This is a genomic window from Paenibacillus odorifer (genome assembly GCF_000758725.1).
Lineage (GTDB): Bacteria > Bacillota > Bacilli > Paenibacillales > Paenibacillaceae > Paenibacillus_AQ > Paenibacillus_AQ odorifer.
The window spans coordinates 6,623,484-6,642,015 of the sequence record NZ_CP009428.1; the positions used below are offsets into that span (position 1 = coordinate 6,623,484).

Below are 18,532 nucleotides of genomic sequence, written 5' to 3' on the forward strand. Positions count from 1 at the left end.
TTGGTTTTACAGCTTATGCTTCCAAACTTCCAGCCGGGCCGAAGAATTCATAATGAATTCTGTCTTCAGCCACCTTCCATTCCTTAAGAGCCTTATATATCGCCTTCATAAAAGGAGTCGGTCCGCAGAAATAGAATTCAGAGTTTACGTCTGTTACTTCTTGCAACCAAGCTAGATCAATATAACCTGTTTTATGGAACGTATCTCCTTCACTTGGGGTTTCATAACATACATAGGATCGTAGGGTAGGATGGGACTGCTCTAAATCCGCCACCATTTCTTTCATAGCATGCAAGCTTCCATTGATGGCTGCATGAATGTACGTTACCTCTCGTTCTGGCTGCGTAGCAATTAACGTCTCCAGCATACTTACCATAGGGGTTAGTCCAACCCCACCGCTAATAAGAACCACTGGACGATCACTATCTTTATTTAGTACGAAATCACCCGCTGGCGAGCTCACTTCCAATATAGATCCCACTTGAACAACATCATGAAGGAAAGTAGATACGACACCAGCCGGTTTATCGGGCCCCTCACCTTCCCGTTTAACTGTGATGCGGTAATACGACTGTCCCGGCGCACTGGACAAACTATAGTGGCGAACATGGGTGTATTCCTCGTCCTCAGGCTGAACACGAACCGTGATGTATTGACCCGGCAAGTAAGAAGCTATAGCCCCTCCGTCCTCAGGAGAAAGGTAGAAGGAAGTAATAAGTTCACTTTCTTTAACCTTCTTAGTAACCACAAAGTTTCTAAATCCACTCCAACCCCCGGGAATTTCGGCAGCCTCACGATACTTCTCTGCTTCGACACCAATAAAGGCATCTGCGATCACGCCATACGCCTTTGCCCAAGCATCAATAATTTCTGGCGTCGCCGCATCGCCAAGTACTTGCCCAATGGCAGCTAACAAAGTCTCACCTACGATGGGATAATGTTCAGGTAATACTCCCAATGCCCGATGTTTCTCCGCAATCTGTTTTACCACAGGCAAGATATTTCCTAGCTGATCAATATTCATTGCCGCCGCGAGTACGGCGTTAGCAAGTGCAGTCTGCTGTTTACCTTCCCGTTGGTTGGCGTGATTAAATATATTTAGTAACTCCGGATGATTTTCAAATAACATGCGATAGAAAGTAGTTGTGATGGTCTTCCCATGAACCTGCAAGACAGGCACCGTTGATTTTATGATTTCAATTGTTTGTTGATCTAACATCTAAATACCCTCTTTCCTGCAATAAATTAATTCCTCTATAAAAAGCATATAGAAGCTTCGCATGCCATAGTGTGCGTTCAATCACACGGGAAATTGAAAAAATGTGAACGAACCAATAATTGCAATGATATCCATCACAATAACGTACCCAAAATCAAAAAAAACTATCCAAGCAGCCATTATAGCTTCCGGGATAGCTTTTTATCTTATTATTTTGACAGCTCCACAAAACCTTCTCCGAATACATCTCTTACATCGTGTATGGTAATAAATGCCTCTTTATCAATGGATTTGACGATTTTCTTAAGCATAGTCACTTCCTGCTTGCTAATCACAATATACAGCAGCTCTTTAGGTGTCTTGGTATAGTACCCACGGCCATATATTACTGTGACGCCTCTATCCATAATTCCATTAACCTGTTCAGCAATTTTGTCCTGCTCTTGGGATACAATCGTAACAGCCTTCTTAGGGTTCACTCCCTCAATAATGAAGTCCATTATCTTAGTGGCTACATAGAGCATCACGATCGTAAACATCAGACTTTGTACTCCAATGATGAAATACGAAGCGAACACCACAATTAAATCGACGAGCAGTAGCGCGTAACTAACGTTCCAGTCCAAATATTTATGTAGGATTCTGGCGATGATGGTTGACCCTGCAGTCGTTCCACCCACTCGTATAATCAGCCCGATACCCACACCTGAGAAGATACCCCCGAATATTGCATTAATTATCAACTCATCACTGCCAATATTCCAATTTTTCGTAAGAATCAGGAATAACGAATTGAAAAACACCGCAATAATCGTGTATACCGTCGTAGTTTTGTCTAGAAATTTGTACCCCACAATTAATAATAAAGCGTTAAGAATCAAACTAACAATACCGGGTGACCACTGATACAAATAGTAAGTAATCATAGTCAGTCCCGTGACCCCGCCTTCACCGAACTCGTTTGGAATTACAAACAAATTAACGGCCAAGGAGAATAACAAAGCTCCTACAATGATGGAAACAATATCCGAAATACGCTTTTTCATACGATGCCCCTTCTACCCTAGATCTATATCCACAAATACTAACACCGCTTTGATATAGATGCAATCCATCCGAAAGAAGTCAACAGTCTATAGATACAGTAACCAACCACCCCACCGCTAGTGTTCAAAATAAGATCATCCACATCAAAGGTACCGATATACAATACTAATTGCGTGAATTCAAAACAGAAGCTCAGCGCCAGTGAGAGAAAGAAGACTCTTTGAAACAGCCTTACTTTTTGCGATAACAGCATAGGCACCAAGATCCCAAATGGAATAAAAGCCAACAGATTCCCTACTAAATTAATAGATGAAAAAGGATCTGAAAGTGACAGATTGTCCATCCCCCGTGAGATCTCCTTAAAAGGGATATAGTTGCCACGCCGATTAAAAATCCTGTCTGGATGTTCAAACATACGTCCCGCTTGATCCAAAAGCGATAATAAGTTAACCGGTGCACCTTTAAATAAAATAATTCGGATTAAAAAATACATATAGACGATAAATATCGCTGCCAGCAAAAGGTTTATAGCAGACTTTTTTTTCGGCTCTTTAGTCATTAATATGTAGTAACAATTATGCCATCCATGTTATCGCCTGAAGTCATATATTGCCCTTCCTGTGGAATTTTGATCGTAGTGTATTTGGATACCGGAAAATAACTTACTGTATAAGCTTTACCGTCTACTGTTGTCGAAATCTCTTTGTTCTCCTTCAAGAAATCCAAATATTGCTCTAACACAAGCCCTTTCTCATGAATAATGGCGCTGTGCGGCAACCCTACATAACGGAAATGCCAGGGTTCATATTTTATCCCCGTAATCTCGGTTTTGTCTTTCGGATAGCGGAGAATAAAGCCGTATTTCCAAGCATTTTTTTGCAGCCATTTTCCTTCAGGCGCTTTACTCATTTCTGCTTGGGACGACCCGATATCCAGAGATAATCCTAAATTATGTTCACTGTATTGCGCCGGTAAAGCATAGTCCGAGCCTTTTTCCTGATATAATTTCTCTTGCTCTTCAAAGTCCCTGTACCCGCTGCTAATTAAAAAATGATTCACACCCTCTTTTTCGGCAGCTTTGACCATCTTATTGAATTTATGCGCTACACTTTCAGACAAACGAATCGAGGTATCCAGCAGTCCATAACCCTGCACCAGATCCGCCTGCTCATATAAGGTCACGATATCAGGCTTCACACTATCCTCATGTACCGGGTATTGTCTATTCACCAGCAACAAATCCCCTTGATACACCTGATCTTGTGTTACCACCTCTAAACTATTGTTATTTGTAATAGATTCTTTGCGAATCTTATCATCGTATCCTAAATTGCCCGTATTCGGTAAATAACGAGCCGCTGCATACCCAAGCAACAACACAACCAACGCCAAAAAGCCCCACTTCTTCATCAGCAATGTCCTCCCATTTCCTTGATAGGAATAGAATAACGAAGACACTTTAAAGAAAAGGCGGGACAAATATAAAGTTTTTCTTAAAATATATAAACTTCACTGGCTTTACCCATTAAAAGTATATCCAACGCCCCAGATCGTCTTAATGAATTTATTCTTATTGATGTCTTCGCCCAGCTTTTTGCGCAAGGTACGGATATGCACCATGACCGTGTTCCCACTCTCATAATAAGCATCGCCCCACACCTGTTGAAAAATGCTCTCCGCACTAAACACCTGCTTGGGATGGCTAACCAATAAATGCAAAATATCAAACTCTTTTGGAGTTAACTCTATGACCTCACCATAAAGAGTAACCGTATGCTCATCCGGTGAAATCATCAATCCCCGAACCTCTAGCACCGATTTAGTTATGGCTGCGGGCTGACTGAATTGTATGGAACGCCGCAACTGGGAATTAACCCGGGCGACCAGCTCCATTGGATTAAACGGTTTGGTCATATAATCATCTGCGCCCATAACCAGTCCGGTGATTTTATCAAGATCGGAAGTTTTAGCACTCAGAAAAATAATCGGCAGATGATGATGCTCCCGAATATGGCGGGTTACCTCGTAACCATCCAGCCCCGGCATCATAATATCCAGAATCGCCAAATCTATCGTTTGCGACTCAATGGCTTGTACCGCTGCCCTTCCATCGGACACTTTGAGGATATGATACCCCTCTTTTTGCAAATGCAAGGCCACCAAGTCGGCAATTTCCGCCTCATCATCCGCAATTAAAATGGTGATGCGCTTCATCTATTTTTCACTCCTATAGGTTGTGCTGTACACTCTTCATCCATTATACCCTAAACTCAAAAACCACTCCTAGAAAGAAGTGGTTTCCAATTAAATCTATGATTTATATAGTTTATTTACTTTTATTATAGCTGTCTAACAATAGCTCTAATGAAATACCATTTACTGTGACGCCTGAAAGATTGCAGTCTCTTATATCCACATTCGAAAGATCACAATCTACAAAGGATGTCCCGTTCAGCTGGCATCGCTCAAACTTATTGCCTTTGCCGTACAAATGAGTATCGTGGAAATAAGCCTCTCCTAGTTCACTGTTACTAACCTCTATTTCCCACAGCCCCACTTCATTAAACTTAACAGAATGCATATTGATGTCATTAAAGGTGGTACTGCTCATATTAATATTATCGAATCCGGTCCCCTCCATATTTACATTGGAGAAGTTTGTCTTATGCATATCAATATCATCAAATTCACTCTGGCCCATAGCCACACGGCGAAAATTCGTTTCAGTCATTCTTTCATCCTGAAAGACTCTCTTCTTAAATTCGTCCTGTAATTTGTTTTCACTAAGATTATTATTCACTGTACTCAACATCTCCCTTTTTAAGATCGCTCTTGATCTACGGAGTCTACTCTCAACAGCTTCGCTGGATAAATCAAGGAAATCGGCGATTTCCCTAACCTTGTAATTGTCGATATAGTAGAGAATTGTGACTATACGATTAGCTTCTGATAGGGTGTTTAAGGCTTTCCACACATCTTGCTGGAGTTCTTTTCTGAGCAGCTGATCTTCGGTAGATTCTAGCTGCGGAACCTCCATTTTTTGCATGAATTCGTAAGCAGTTTTCTTTTTATTTGACCTAAACCAATCCATGCATTCCCGTGCAGTAACCGCATATAACCAACTGGCGAGTTTCTCAGGCTCCTTCAAGTTGGGTAATTTGCGATAGGTTTTAACAAAAATCTCTTGGGCAATGTCTTGTGCGGTATGAAAACACCCAATTTACCATAAGCAACCCCGTATACTGCATTGGAATATTTGCCGATAAGTACACTGAATGCATCCATGTCACCTTTACACACCTTATCTACCAGTTCTGCGTCCGTACAAGTCACTATTTTCCTCCTTAACATCAAGCTCATAACATAGACGGAAAAGAGACTCAAAAACCGTCTTTATGCCTGCAAATATATTTTAATGGAGAGGGGATTTCAACTTTTCTACTATGGTCTTAGCCAATCTGCTTCATCCCCCAAATGTATTCGGATGCTTATTCACCGTGATAATTATAGCCTAATTATTACCTAGCTAAAACAATCTGCGAGCCGTCACCAAACGTTTCTTCCACTTGTCACTTAAGGCTTCATAATGAACGCCAAGCTCCTTGGAGTACGTATGTAGGATCTGATTATTTCCCGCGTAAATCGCCACATGTCCAATATCAAGTCCACGTGCACTGAAGAATAACAGATCCCCCTTGCGCAGCTCGTTAATTCCAACCTCTTTGCCCTCTTTGGCCTGATTGTAAGAGACACGTGGCAGGTCAATTGCCAACATATCCTTAAATACATGTCCTACAAAAGAAGAACAGTCAAAGGTTGACGTCTGGTCAGTAGCAGCGCCAAATTCATAAGGCGTTCCCAGATATTTTTCTCCGTAAGCAAGCAGCTCGTTTCCCTGCCGCTCTACAAGAGCAGCACTCGTATAATTGCTATATTTGGGTTTAGCAGAGATATATCCACTCTTGTTATCCTGCGTTCGCACTTCTAACCATAAAGCATCTACTTCTCTAACCACATGTACCTTATCTCCTGCCGACAACATTTGCTGAACCGTTGATTGGGCTGACGAATCTGGCAAACTTCGCAGATTAACTCCATATAGAATTGTCGTATCGTAATCCACTGCCGAGTAGATACGAACAGCACGAGTAGCAGTATCCCACTTCACAGTGCTGCCCAAAGCTTCGCTGACAAAACGCAGTGGCATCATCGTATAACCGCCGGCAATCTGGCCGGGAACGGCTACACTTAAGGAATGGCCATTTTTATTCGCTGCTTGATCGCCAATATGATAGGTCAGCACCAGGTCTCCCTTGGTTGCCTTAACGGTCTTGGTATCATTATTCCAAGTAATCTTTGCCCCTTGAGCTTCAAATAACTTGCGCATAGGGACTAGTACTGTATCGTTTACGAGCAAGGGCTGAGCCTCTAATTGTAGCTGTTGATCATCCAGATAGACGGCTGTAACCGGAGTCTGAGGCGTTGTCCCCGCATAGGCCGGAGCAGTATAGAGCATAGATGTAAGTAGTAAAAGTAACATAGCTTTCTTTTGAAACTTCATGATGTCATCACCTCGTTGATTGATATGTGCACCTATTGTTACTAAAAAAAGGGTAATTAGTTTTGTTACAAATATTGGGGTGAGCATCTAGCTACAGCATAAGCACCTAAAAAAAGAGGACTGCGATCACCTTTCGGTACCACAGTCCTCTTTTTAAGTATGCCCTCATGGAGCCCGCTAGACAGGTTCCTCTACCTCAAAAATGGAATCAATAATGAGCGGAAGATTGTCCCTTACAGAAACAGCACCCAATACAGAACGAGCATGAAGACCCTTGTCTCCGAACACCTCCAGCATTAAATCTGAACAACCGTTAAGCACTTTATGATGTTCTTCAAAGAGGGGATCTGCATTAACGAAGCCTTGAACTTTGACTACTCTTTTCACTTTATCCAAAGAACCTAAAGCTGTCTTAAGGACGGCAAGGATCTCTATACCCGTTAAACGTGCAAAATGGTAGCCTTCTTCGGTAGTGTAGTCTTGTCCCAGCTTTCCTTTGGGATGGCCCGCCGGTCCTTTTCCCGATACAAAACATAAGCCATTAACAATTACGTAGTTAGCGTATTTTGCCGCGGGTTCACTAGCCTCAGGCAGGACAATTCCTAATGCTTCAAGTCTGCTCGCTATAGTGTGCTCTGTCATATCCATCTCCCCCTCCATTATCAACAGCATCAATAATTTAGTAAGATCATAGTTACTACTTAGCTTCAACCTCTGCTTCCCATCTCGATATTTCAGCGCGAACAATGGGTGCTACTTGGGTACCCAATAGCTCAATGGCTCTCATTACATCCTTATGAGGCATCGTGCCAAGCGGCACATGCAGCATAAAACGTGTGATGCCTACTTGCTTGCGCAGGTGAATGATTTTCTCAGCAACGGTCTCCGGGTCACCTACATACAAAGCGCCTTCAAATCTACGTGCCGCATCATAGCTTGCACGAGTGTATTGGCCCCATCCGCGTTCCCGGCCAATTACATTCATACTAGCTTGCGTAGAAGGAAAGAACATATCGGCAGCCTGCTGATTGTCCTCTGCAATAAAGCCGTGTGAGTGTGAAGCAACGGGCAGCTTCGACACATCATGTCCCGCTTGTGCTGCAGCCTTCTTATAGAGCTTCACTAGCGGAGCAAACTGTAGCGGACTGCCACCAATGATAGCCAACACAAGCGGTAATCCTAGTAACCCCGCACGAATTACAGATTCTGTATTTCCCCCGCTGCCAATCCATACTGGCAAAGGATTCTGCACGGGACGCGGATAAATCCCCAGATTATTAATGGCAGGACGGTGCGCACCGCTCCATGTTATTTTTTCGGATTCCCGTATTTTGAGCAGCAAGTCCAGCTTCTCATCGAACAGCTCATCATAATGATTCAAATCATACCCAAACAGCGGGAACGACTCGATAAAAGAACCCCGGCCTGCCATGATCTCTGCGCGTCCATTTGAGATTCCATCAAGAGTAGCGAAATCCTGAAACACACGTACTGGGTCATCAGAGGAAAGTACTGTAACCGCACTGGTTAGCCGAATCCGTGTCGTCTGTGAGGCCGCCGCAGCCAGCAAAACTGCTGGAGAAGAAGCCGCATAATCTTTACGATGATGTTCGCCCACGCCAAATATATCTAAACCCACCTGATCTGCAAGCACAATCTCCTCTACGACCTCGCGCAAACGCTGCGCATGACTTATCACTTCACCTGTCTGGACATCCGGTGTTGTTTCTACGAACGTGCTTATTCCTATTTCCACTTACAAATCCCCCTTAACTATAATTTCCTCTTTAAATTGTTTGTTTGATTATAACACAAGTTAAGGTTAAAAAAGCTAATCATTCTGTCCAACCCCAGTTTGTCGAGAAACTCATCCTTAAAATTTGCAAAACCACGCTTACAAATAGAGGATTTTGAAGGAATATGTTGAAACACTCTTAAACAAATAGCCGTTCTCGTAGAACAAATGATCATATGGCAAACCATTAAAATTCAAGGTAACATGAAAGAACTGTTAACCGGGTGGGAGAAGGTGTCACTGAAATGAATATCATGACATGGATTGATTTATTATTATTTTTTGTTTTGTTCGCTTTGTTCATCTACATATTTGCGTCTGTAACCATCACTAACCTACATAAAGCATACTTAGTATTTCATTTTACTATGATGTTATGGCCCTTCTGTCAATTTGCTATCAAAACTACCGACGATCCCAAGTTTCAATTGTTTTATGTAAAGCTCGCTTTTATCGACTCGGTTCTGTTAACGATTGGCTGGCTTCTGTTCACGGTACTACTCACCGGGAATTCACATCTCCTTCGAAAAAAGAACACGCTGATCCTATACATTCTCGCAGCATTGATCATAGTAGTAGTGATCGCTAATCCAAACGGAAATTTTGTTCTCCCTATGAACGGCGGATATATCGAAAGATATTATGGTCCGATTTTTTGGCTGCTTATTATCTTCTTAACCACCAGCGTAATGATTTCTCTGTATATCATCTATTCAGCCCTAGTCTCAAACACTACACAGCGGATCAAAAAACAGGTTGCTCATGTGCTCAAAGGGGTGCTGGTGCTAACGGTATTTATATTATTGGATGTTTTTCTTAATGTGGTGTTGCTTAAATCTGATCCAGTTATTCCGGGGCTGACCTCTCTGGGGATCTTAATCTCGGCAATTTTTTTCGTAATTGCTATTCATCGGGATAAAATATTTGATCTCGTAACCATCGCCCATCAGGATATCATTGACACCATTACAGAAGGAATTCTTGTACTGGATGATAGTGAGACTGTAGTAGAAATCAATCGCTCGCTTTTCCCAAGAATCAATCTACAAACCGGTGCTCGCTTTGACGTGTCGACCATCGCACCCATGGAGCAAACTTCCGGAGCTTTCGATTTATTCCTTCATACATACTTGAACCAGCCCATGGAGAGAACCGAGGTTGAACTATTCTACACCTCACTCAATGCATACATTAACATTACTGCCGCGCCGATTGTGGTAGGTGGAATCAGGGTTGGACGCATTCTTACTTTTCAGGACAGAAGCGAGCTGCATCGCCTCATAGCCGAGACCAATCACCAGAACGAGACCCTGCAAGAGCGTAATGCTGCATTAACTGAAATCCAGAATGAACTATCGCAAACCAACCAAAAACTTAAGCAGATGGCCATAACGGACAGCTTAACCGGTTGTTATAATCGTCATTACTTAACGTTACACTTAGAGCATGAGATCATAGAAAATATGAAACTCAAGCAGCCTTTTGCTATCATCCTTCTGGATATCGACTTTTTCAAAACAGTGAATGATAATTACGGCCATTTAATCGGTGATGTGGTCATTTGCAGCACGGTAGAGGTAATTAAGAAAACGTTGAGGGAGACGGATGTTCTGGCGCGTTATGGCGGAGAAGAATTTATCATATACTTACCAAATACAGATCAAACACAAGCAAACCACTTGGCAAAACATATCAAATCTATAATAGAAGCTAATAAAGTACATGTAGAGGATGTTGCTCATGCCCTATCAATTACTGTTAGTATGGGACTGCTGTCCATTAGTAATTTTGCAGCTCAATATACAGAAAGCCTGACCAATCAACTAAATGATTTATTCGAATCTGTGGACAAAGCCTTATATCAAGCAAAAAATGCCGGACGAAATCAGATTGTTGAGATTAATAGATAACGTTTAAAATAAAGAATCAGCCTACTTCTGTTGAAGTTAAGCTGATTCTTATTTTTTAGATCTTTTTAACAAACTCGGACTTTAATTTCATAGCTCCAAAACCATCGATTTTGCAATCAATATCATGATCTCCGTCCACTAAACGGATGTTTTTCACCTTTGTTCCTATCTTCAGAACGGATGAGCTTCCTTTTACTTTAAGGTCTTTAATAATAGTTATAGCATCTCCATCATTTAAAATATTTCCGTTGGCATCTCTGACAACCTTGTTCTCTTCACTGCTTTCAGCCTCTGTGTCGAGGCTCCACTCATGCGCACATTCCGGGCAGACGAGCAAACTACCATCTTCATAAGTGTATTCTGAATTACATTTCGGGCAATTTGGCAAAGTAGACATCAAAGTGTCCTCCATTCGTTAATGTAAATCTAGTTGTGGTTCCAGTGCATAGCCTCAAAAGTATATTTCATATTTGGTAAGGTTTCCACTAGATATCAGCAGTAAGTTTGTCTAGATTTCGACAGCGGACAGTAATTCTCAAATATTGTCTTGTATATTTTTTCCTAATTCAATAAGATGGAAATGTCGAATTTTTATGTAAATACATAGGAGAGTGAGTAATGATTAGTCGCAGAAGTGTTGCATTCGCCATTATTTTGTCATTAATTACATGTGGGCTCTATACAATATATTGGTTTATTGTTCTAACCAATGAGGTAGGCGAACTGAGTGGGGACTATACATTTACAGGAGGAAAACATTTTCTTTTAACGTTGGTTACGTGTGGGATCTGGAGCTTCATTTGGGCCTATCAGGTAGGTAAACATATTGCTGAAGCTCAAAGACAGCGCGGCCAATACCCGTCAGATAATTCAGTGCTTTATGTGATCCTGACACTCTTTGGTCTGGGTATTGTCACGTATGCCTTGGTACAATCCGATGTTAATAAACTGGTATAAGTTTACGACTTATAAAAGGACACATCCTAAACTATTTTGGGGTGTGTCCTTAAGTCTCGTCGGCGTAGTTTATCTCAAAGCATGGATACCCTTAACCAAGATTAGTATCCCTTGTCCATTTCATGAATGGACTGGATTGTATTGTCCCGGATGTGGAGTCACAAGAGTTATTCTTTCCTTGCTGAAGTTCGACGTTATTCAAGCGTTTAGATTTAACCCGTTGCTGTTTATTTTAGCACCTCTGTATATGTTGTATTGGATTACTAATAAGAAGCAAATCCGGCCTCTTAGCCAGGCAATTATGGCTATAATGTTGATTCTGACCGTTACATTTGGAATACTGAGGAATCTCCCGCTGTTTGAATATTTGGCCCCGACAGTAATTCGTTAACAGCAACAACTATTACAAAATAGCTTGCAGTCGCACAATCGCTTGGGCCCGATCAACCACTTCTAATTTGCTGTAAAGATTGCTAATATAATTACGCGCCGTACCTTCCGCAATATGTAATGTATCGGCGATTTCACGATTGTTCAGTCCCCGGATAATGAGCTGTGCCAGCTCCTCTTCCCGTTCTGTCAGACTGATGCGATCCAGACCCGATCTCTGCCAATGTTCATAGTCCTCTGTTAACCTGTTCATCCTCGACGCCAGTTTGGCTGCTACCGGAGCTGGCAGAATAAATTGCCCGGATAACGTATCATGAATCGAAGCGATCATTTTATCTGCATCCATGTCCTTCAGCATATAGCCGCTTGCTCCGTAGGCCATTCCCTCTACAATATAATCAGTCTCTATAAAAGTAGTCAGAATCAGAATGAAGATGTTCGACCGAACCTGCTTTATTCGCTTCAAGGCGCTAAGGCCATCCATAACTGGCATTTGAATATCGAGCAGCACCAGATCAGGCTGGAGTGCTTCAACCATCTCGCAAGCTTCTTCTCCATTCTTGGCAGCACCGACCACTTCCATATCATCTTCCAGATCCAAAATGGTGCGAAGTCCTTCCCGCGTCAACAATTGATCATCGGCAATTACAATTTTTATTTTGCTCAATTTCTATCCACAACCCTTCGCATGGGCAGATCAATCTCCAGTAAACAGCCTTCATCCATTTCTGAATCGATGGATAAGCTGCCTCCCAGTTGCTCAACCCGTTCCTTCATCGTCCTAAGTCCAAATCCCATCACGATTGGACTCATCCCTAGCCCACAATCCTTGAGTCTAAACTGCAAGTTCGCTCCAACAGACTCCAGACTAAAATGGAACTCGGCACTCTTTCCATGTCTGATCCCATTAGTTAAGCCCTCCTGCAAAGCATGATAGATTGCCTTTTTATAGGCTGTTGACATGGCTTCCGGCAGATCATAAATAACTGCATGAACAACAACGCCTGCATTGCGTTCTGTATCTTTAATCAACTGCCTCAGCATCACGGTTAGGTCAGAATACCTGTCCTCTTTCAGCATATGGACAGAGCCGCGGATTTCATTCAAGCTATGCCGCACAAGATCCTGGGCTTCTGCCAGACGCTGAAAGCCGCTGTCTATCTCCTTCTTCTGAAGCAGCCGCTTGCCAGCTTCAATCTGCAGAATCGTCGATGTAAGGGTATGCCCGACAATATCATGAATCTCTTGGGCAATACGATTGCGTTCCTCAAAAACAGTAGCTTCGGCCAAAGCCGCAGATGTTTCCCGCATCGAACGCTCCAGGCTGCGAGTTCTTTCTACCACTTGATCCTCCAGATTTTTTTTGAGATATTGGATTCCCGAATATAGCTTGGCATTAGCGATTGAGATTGCGCATTGTGAACCAAGCAGCTTGAGCACATCGAGTCTGCTTGGAGTAAATACACCCGGCGATAGATTATTCTCCAAATAGAGCAGGCAAACCAATTTATTCTGATTCATGATGGGGAGACATAGAACGGATTTCAGTCTATTATTCCTAACGTAAGTATTACGTGTAAATATCCCTTCACTGAGCGCATCATGTAATACAACCTGTTCTTGTGTTCTTGCCGCGTAAGCTATAATCGCTGCCGGGACCAACCCCGATTCTTCCCCAAGTGGAACAGATTCGATATGCTGGGCTTCTGAGGTCCCATAAGCTTCCACCATCCATTTGCCGTCATGATCAAAAATAACAGCCCCATATTCTGCCCCAGCATTGTGGAGCATGATTCGCATCAGCGTGGCCAATAATCGGCTCATCTCCATCTCGCCCGATAATGCTTGGGCAGACATTACCACAGAAAGGGAATCCACACGATCGAGCCCGGGCTCTCGTTTAATATGCAGCAAATGGCGATGCTGCTGCTCCAGGTCAGCCGCTTTAGCCTTTGCGCCCCATTGCAGATAAGCCTCATAGGCCTCAGTCATATAGATTCTTGCCAGATGCATTTTGCCATGACGAAGCCCATATTTGCCATAACATTCCGCCGCCATCGCTAAATCGTGAATATGACCGTGGACCCGGGCGGTCTCAATGGATTGCTCATACAACGCTTCAGCTTGGCGGGGATCTCGCGATAGACGAGTTAACTCAGCCTTCATCAACAGATATTTATGCTGATAATTCCCCGGACAACGCATGGCAAGATTTTTCATTTTCTTCAAGCATTTACGCATTTTTGCCCGATATGTACGTTGCTCTTCAGCGTTATATTCCTCATACAACTGAGCCCAGACTAAACATTCATACATGATCTGCATGGGACTGTCTAAGCCATCTTCGCGTGATTTTATAATGGCCGCTGATTTGGCTAATGCCTCACTGGCTTCTCGGTATTCTCCAAATACATAGCCCGTCAAATACTGATAGATCCAGACCATTTCTTGTATAAAATCAAAGGTGTCCCCATGAACCGACTTTGCAAAATCAGGCTCGCTAATCTCCGCGATGGGAAAGGGATCATCTATAGAGCGATAACCTGTCAGTCGAACAAGAATGGCCGCCGCTACAATAGCCTGCTTACAATGAAGACTGTTGTTATGGCGCAGCAAATCTCCGGAATGAGTAATTAATCGCTCATAGATATCGCCGAGAGGATGACCAAATTGCAAAAGGGAGGCACAGTTGATCAGCACATTCTGGTTGCCCTTCCATAAGTCACCTGATTCCAGTCCCACTTTACCAGCCTTCTCGGTAAATGTATGGAGCATAGCAGGATCATAATGCCGCCAGCTGTCGTAGCACATGGCGAACGCAGCTAAGGTTGTCATATGCTGTTTCGGATAGGGTTCGGATAAGCTGAATGCCAGCATGGCCCATTTGAATGTCTCTTCATCATTACGGAAGTAATAGTATTGAAACATTGCATAACCTATGAATCCAATGGAAGCCTCCGGAGTCATCCCATAATCAAGCGTTAATTCAATCATGGTGAAGGAAGAAGCGAGCCACCCTTCTCGATTGACGTAGAAACAAGCATTGCTCGAATGATCTAAAGTAGACATTGCGATTCTACGTGCTTCATCAGTCATTGGAGGTAAAAGAGTAAGCGATTCGAGTGAGACCTTCTTGAGTCTACGCCGCAATCGCAACCATTGAAGCGTCAATTGAACATACCCAGGATCAAATTGATGCTTCACTTTCAGTAACGATAGGGTATGCTGGCCTAAGGAGATCACCTCTTCGTGGTTATCATTACTTGCTTCCAACTGCACCTTCATTGCGTAGACGTAAGCCTTATCCATATTTGTCGTAGCTTTATCAATTAACAGATGGAATAATTCATTAGCCGTATCAAAATGGGAACATAAATATTCGAGCTCCGCCCTCTCACGAAATACCCGGAAGGTTAGCCCATATTGCGCCTCCCAGCTCTGCTCCGCTAATAATGACGTTGCCTGAAGCATATATTGCAAGGCTGTCTCATGTGCGGTTGTTTGCTTCGCTTTTACCCCTGCCTGTAAGTTCAGCTCTACCAGTTGAAGCCTCTGTTCAGGGCGGTCTAACCATGTAAGTGCCTGATTCAAATGCTGGACAGCTTCAAATAGGGTCGTTCCTTCACTTAGCGGGCTGCGGCCTAGCAATAACAGACCAATCTTCCAATGCAGCTCGGAACGCTCCTCTTCGGAAATAAAGGCATATGCTGCCTGATGAATGCGGTTATGCTGAAACTTATAATGCGGATATTCCTCCCCGTTAACGGGCTGCAACAAGCGCCCATGTACAGCAACCGCCAACGCTTCGCTCAATGCCTCTATCGGGGTCTCCGTAATATCAGCAAGTGTACGTAAATCAAATAGGCTGCCTATGAATGCGGCTCTGCTAAGTGCATATACCGTCTGTTCAGGAAATTGTTGCAATTTACTTGAAAGGTATGAAGCTACGTTATCGGGAACATTTAATTCAGTAATACGCTGGAGATCCCATTTCCAGCTTCGAATATTCTCATCAAATTCCACTCGCTGATCATCTATCAAATCTTGAAGGAATTGCTTAATAAATAACGGGTTTCCATCTGTCTTATGAAGCAGCACACGCGCCAGCTCGTCCAAGTCAGCTGCCTCGTAACGCATAACATCAAGTAGCAGTTGTTTTAAATCGGTGAGTTCAAGCGCTTGTAAAGAAATTCTGCTCATCGCTACGTTGCGGTCAATCAGATGCTTTTCCAGCCTACTGAGTGGGTGCAGCCTTGTAATCTCCCGATTGCGATAGGAAAGCACGATTAGCAGATGAGTCGTTGCCGTATCCTCTATAAGCGAAGTGAGATATTGCAGCGACGTATCATCAGCCCATTGCAAATTATCCAATACCAAGATCAATGGATGATCCTCATGAGGAAAGAGTTGAATAAATCGGCTCATGATTAATTGAAAGCGATGCTGAGCTTCCAGCGGTGGCAGTGAAGGCACGGAGGGTTGTGGGCCAATCAAAAGTTCAAGCTTAGGAACAAAATCGATCAGCAACTGACCGTAATTGTCCACTGCTTGTAGAATACGCAGCTTCCAAACTTCCACTTGCAGCTTTGTTTCCATCAGCAGCTGACTAACCAACTCTTCTATGACTTGATGCCAGATGCCATAAGGGAGTGAGGTATGTCGGGATTCGAATTTGCCTCTGGCGAAGAAACCATCCAAAGAGACTGTATTTCTAAGGGTCTCCTTTAGAAAGGTTGTTTTGCCGATACCACTCTCCCCGCTAATCCAGACCGTCTCTACGGCACCTTGTGATGCTCGTTGCAGCGCTTCCCTTAAGCTTTGTTGCTCAAGATGTCTTCCATAGAAGCGTCCTGATACCATCCACCGCTCTGGGATATCCCAGCTTCCTAGTGGAAAAGGCTCAATATGCCCGGATTCTTCTAGACGGGATAGACATTCCTCAAGATCCGATTTAATGCCTAATGCGCTGGCGTATCTCGCTTCAGGCATCTTCTCCATGCATTTACCAACAATATCAGAGACCGATAGAGGGATAGTGGGGAACTTGCGGTGCAGAGGCTCAGGTGTATCTGCAAGATGACGATATACAATATCAACAACATCATGCAGCTCAAAGGGGCGGCTGCCTGAGAGACATTCATACAGGATGATCCCAAGCGAATAAAAGTCAGAACGGTAATCCGGTTTGACTCCGGTTCGTCCCGTTTGTTCTGGAGCTATATAAGGAAGCAGAACATCGGGCCGACCGCTTAACGGTGACAAAGGACTCGTGATGTTTTCGGTAGAGCACATTCTTATATCAATAAATTTCACTTCAAAAGTAATGGGATTGACGATTAGATGAGCGGGGGTTAGTTCATTTAGTGTTATTTTTTCACGATGAATTTGCATAAGACAATCAGCAATAGCTGTAGCGATCCGAAGCAGCGCTGGAAGACCCAGTGAATTAACAGGCATACGCAGGATCTGCCCAAGAGTACTCCCCTCTATATCTTTTAAGAGAAGGACTGGTCGGTCCGCCATAATTTCCAAACTGTACGCCTCTATTGCACCACGTCCGCAAAGTCGCTTAAGCATGTCATACTCATGACGAAAAGCATCGACCATGGCAGCTCCCGGGTATTCTCCTATTGTTGTCTTAGCGATAACCCTTAGGCCGTCCTCTTGACGTAGGAGTCTGTATAATCTGATATCCGCGGTATTATCTATCAGATCTAAGGTTTGGTATCCTGGCAATTCAAACATCAACAGCACTCCCTAATTACAATTAGACAGAATACTCAATCTTGCAAAGTAGTTAAAGCCATTATAACATCTGATCTTGCCGTTCTACTCGTAAGACATTTCATATTTCGTTAATCCTATCGCGTTGGCGCACAGTGCCGCCTGTGTCCGGTCAGTAACCTGCAGCTTCGCTAAAATCTGACTGACATGCTTCTTCACCGTAAATTCACTGATAAAAAGACGTGTGGCAATCACTCTATTGCAAGCACCTTGTCCAAGCTGAATCAGGACTTCCTTCTCTTTTGGTGTCAATTCATCTGTTGGACTGCTGGCGCTCATTCGCATCTTTTCTTCCATTAGGCCAGGATCGTAATATTTTCTCCCTTTGTACACCAACTGGATAGCAAAGAGTAATTCCTCCGGCAGTGCCTCTTTCAGTACATATCCGTCTACCAGTACTTCTTCAGCCCTCAAAAAATCCTCTCTGCTCGCAGAGGAAGTCAACAGTATGAATTTACTAACCATGCCGCGGGTACGTGCTATCTTAATGACATCCAGTCCTGATTCATCAGCAAGCTTAAGATCAATGAGGACAATGTCTGGCTTTGTCTCTTCAATCACATCAAGTGCTTCCGGGCCAGTCGTAGCTTCACCTGCAAATTGCATATCCGATTGCATTGCAATGACAGATGCCAGCCCTCTTCTAACTAAAGGATGATCATCTACAATGATGATTTTCACAGAAACACCTCTCTCTAAACCGCATACATTATTTACTTCTTTGTATAAAAAGCTTCAATTAGAGTATTCATTTAAATTTGACGCATTTCTGATTAAGTATAGTTAAAAGACTACACCGCTTATAGTGAGCGTTGTCATTTCTTTTGTCATATGACAAAATGGATATTTTTACATAAAAACTTCCTCAT

Annotated in this window: 17 protein-coding genes; 3 read left to right on the forward strand and 14 right to left on the reverse strand. The window is 43.1% G+C overall.

What is annotated here, in order from left to right:
• Positions 1-13: 13 nt before the first annotated feature.
• The 10 genes from hmpA to PODO_RS28980 form a co-directional block, all read right to left on the reverse strand.
• On the reverse strand, positions 14-1,219 hold the full coding sequence (gene hmpA / locus PODO_RS28935) for an NO-inducible flavohemoprotein (RefSeq protein ID WP_036682250.1): 1,206 nt from the start codon (positions 1,217-1,219) through the stop codon (positions 14-16).
• 209 nt (positions 1,220-1,428) lie between these two features.
• Entirely contained in the window at positions 1,429-2,265 is an 837-nt protein-coding gene (locus PODO_RS28940) for a YitT family protein (RefSeq protein WP_036682251.1), read from the reverse strand.
• Positions 2,266-2,303: 38 nt separating this feature from the next.
• Entirely contained in the window at positions 2,304-2,825 is a 522-nt protein-coding gene (locus tag PODO_RS28945; RefSeq protein ID WP_051491230.1) for a VanZ family protein, read from the reverse strand.
• Positions 2,825-3,676 (reverse strand): D-Ala-D-Ala carboxypeptidase VanY, encoded by an 852-nt coding sequence (locus tag PODO_RS28950; RefSeq protein WP_038573816.1) that lies wholly within the window; start codon positions 3,674-3,676, stop codon positions 2,825-2,827. Before PODO_RS28950 ends, PODO_RS28945 begins: the two co-directional genes overlap by 1 nt.
• 108 nt (positions 3,677-3,784) lie before the next feature.
• Complete coding sequence (locus tag PODO_RS28955) at positions 3,785-4,480, reverse strand: response regulator transcription factor (protein WP_036682255.1); 696 nt, start codon at positions 4,478-4,480, stop codon at positions 3,785-3,787.
• Positions 4,481-4,592: 112 nt separating this feature from the next.
• On the reverse strand, positions 4,593-5,486 hold the full coding sequence (locus PODO_RS28960) for a sigma-70 family RNA polymerase sigma factor (protein WP_342342263.1): 894 nt from the start codon (positions 5,484-5,486) through the stop codon (positions 4,593-4,595).
• Positions 5,411-5,599: an RNA polymerase sigma factor gene (locus tag PODO_RS28965; protein WP_038573821.1), complete on the reverse strand. Its 189-nt coding sequence runs from the start codon at positions 5,597-5,599 to the stop codon at positions 5,411-5,413. Before PODO_RS28965 ends, PODO_RS28960 begins: the two co-directional genes overlap by 76 nt.
• 193 nt (positions 5,600-5,792) lie before the next feature.
• Positions 5,793-6,827 carry a C40 family peptidase gene (locus PODO_RS28970; protein WP_036682258.1) on the reverse strand — a complete coding sequence of 345 codons (1,035 nt, stop codon included), beginning with the start codon at positions 6,825-6,827 and terminating at the stop codon, positions 5,793-5,795.
• A 177-nt stretch (positions 6,828-7,004) separates the two neighbouring features.
• On the reverse strand, positions 7,005-7,469 hold the full coding sequence (locus PODO_RS28975; protein WP_036682469.1) for a RidA family protein: 465 nt from the start codon (positions 7,467-7,469) through the stop codon (positions 7,005-7,007).
• A 55-nt stretch (positions 7,470-7,524) separates the two neighbouring features.
• Positions 7,525-8,583, reverse strand: a complete 1,059-nt coding sequence (locus PODO_RS28980) for an LLM class flavin-dependent oxidoreductase (RefSeq protein WP_036682260.1) — start codon at positions 8,581-8,583, stop codon at positions 7,525-7,527.
• Positions 8,584-8,867: 284 nt separating this feature from the next.
• Between PODO_RS28980 and PODO_RS28985 the strand changes: the two genes are divergently transcribed.
• Complete coding sequence (locus tag PODO_RS28985) at positions 8,868-10,532, forward strand: histidine kinase N-terminal 7TM domain-containing diguanylate cyclase (RefSeq protein ID WP_038573823.1); 1,665 nt, start codon at positions 8,868-8,870, stop codon at positions 10,530-10,532.
• Positions 10,533-10,587: 55 nt separating this feature from the next.
• On the opposite strand, the gene PODO_RS28990 is transcribed toward PODO_RS28985, so the two are convergent.
• A complete protein-coding gene (locus PODO_RS28990) occupies positions 10,588-10,929 on the reverse strand; it encodes a zinc ribbon domain-containing protein YjdM (protein ID WP_036682263.1) in 342 nt (113 codons plus the stop codon).
• A 221-nt stretch (positions 10,930-11,150) separates the two neighbouring features.
• On the opposite strand from PODO_RS28990, the gene PODO_RS28995 reads away from it, so the two are divergent.
• Both PODO_RS28995 and PODO_RS29000 read left to right on the forward strand, forming a co-directional pair.
• Positions 11,151-11,489: a DUF4234 domain-containing protein gene (locus tag PODO_RS28995; protein WP_051491231.1), complete on the forward strand. Its 339-nt coding sequence runs from the start codon at positions 11,151-11,153 to the stop codon at positions 11,487-11,489.
• The gene (locus PODO_RS29000) at positions 11,470-11,880 is read left to right on the forward strand and encodes a DUF2752 domain-containing protein (RefSeq protein ID WP_038573826.1); all 411 of its coding nucleotides are present in this window, start codon (positions 11,470-11,472) and stop codon (positions 11,878-11,880) included. Before PODO_RS28995 ends, PODO_RS29000 begins: the two co-directional genes overlap by 20 nt.
• A 12-nt stretch (positions 11,881-11,892) precedes the next feature.
• On the opposite strand, the gene PODO_RS29005 is transcribed toward PODO_RS29000, so the two are convergent.
• The 3 genes from PODO_RS29005 to PODO_RS29015 all read right to left on the reverse strand — a co-directional run bounded on the left by PODO_RS29005 (position 11,893) and on the right by PODO_RS29015 (position 18,344).
• Positions 11,893-12,546: a response regulator gene (locus PODO_RS29005; protein ID WP_038573828.1), complete on the reverse strand. Its 654-nt coding sequence runs from the start codon at positions 12,544-12,546 to the stop codon at positions 11,893-11,895.
• A complete protein-coding gene (locus PODO_RS29010) occupies positions 12,543-17,624 on the reverse strand; it encodes an AAA family ATPase (protein WP_038573830.1) in 5,082 nt (1,693 codons plus the stop codon). The genes PODO_RS29005 and PODO_RS29010 overlap by 4 nt, the downstream gene beginning before the upstream one ends.
• Before the next feature lie 84 nt (positions 17,625-17,708).
• Positions 17,709-18,344 carry a response regulator gene (locus PODO_RS29015; protein WP_038573832.1) on the reverse strand — a complete coding sequence of 212 codons (636 nt, stop codon included), beginning with the start codon at positions 18,342-18,344 and terminating at the stop codon, positions 17,709-17,711.
• Positions 18,345-18,532 lie beyond the last annotated feature (188 nt).

Coding starts and splice junctions, on each gene's coding strand:
- PODO_RS29000 (WP_038573826.1), top strand. CDS start 11,470: ATGTTAATAAACTGGTATAAGTTTACGACTTATAAAAGGACACATCCT.
- PODO_RS28940 (WP_036682251.1), bottom strand. CDS start 2,265: ATGAAAAAGCGTATTTCGGATATTGTTTCCATCATTGTAGGAGCTTTG.
- PODO_RS29010 (WP_038573830.1), bottom strand. CDS start 17,624: ATGTTTGAATTGCCAGGATACCAAACCTTAGATCTGATAGATAATACC.
- PODO_RS28995 (WP_051491231.1), top strand. CDS start 11,151: ATGATTAGTCGCAGAAGTGTTGCATTCGCCATTATTTTGTCATTAATT.
- PODO_RS28955 (WP_036682255.1), bottom strand. CDS start 4,480: ATGAAGCGCATCACCATTTTAATTGCGGATGATGAGGCGGAAATTGCC.
- PODO_RS28970 (WP_036682258.1), bottom strand. CDS start 6,827: ATGAAGTTTCAAAAGAAAGCTATGTTACTTTTACTACTTACATCTATG.
- PODO_RS28990 (WP_036682263.1), bottom strand. CDS start 10,929: ATGTCTACTTTGCCAAATTGCCCGAAATGTAATTCAGAATACACTTAT.
- PODO_RS28985 (WP_038573823.1), top strand. CDS start 8,868: ATGAATATCATGACATGGATTGATTTATTATTATTTTTTGTTTTGTTC.
- PODO_RS28975 (WP_036682469.1), bottom strand. CDS start 7,469: ATGACAGAGCACACTATAGCGAGCAGACTTGAAGCATTAGGAATTGTC.
- PODO_RS28950 (WP_038573816.1), bottom strand. CDS start 3,676: ATGAAGAAGTGGGGCTTTTTGGCGTTGGTTGTGTTGTTGCTTGGGTAT.
- PODO_RS28945 (WP_051491230.1), bottom strand. CDS start 2,825: ATGACTAAAGAGCCGAAAAAAAAGTCTGCTATAAACCTTTTGCTGGCA.
- hmpA (WP_036682250.1), bottom strand. CDS start 1,219: ATGTTAGATCAACAAACAATTGAAATCATAAAATCAACGGTGCCTGTC.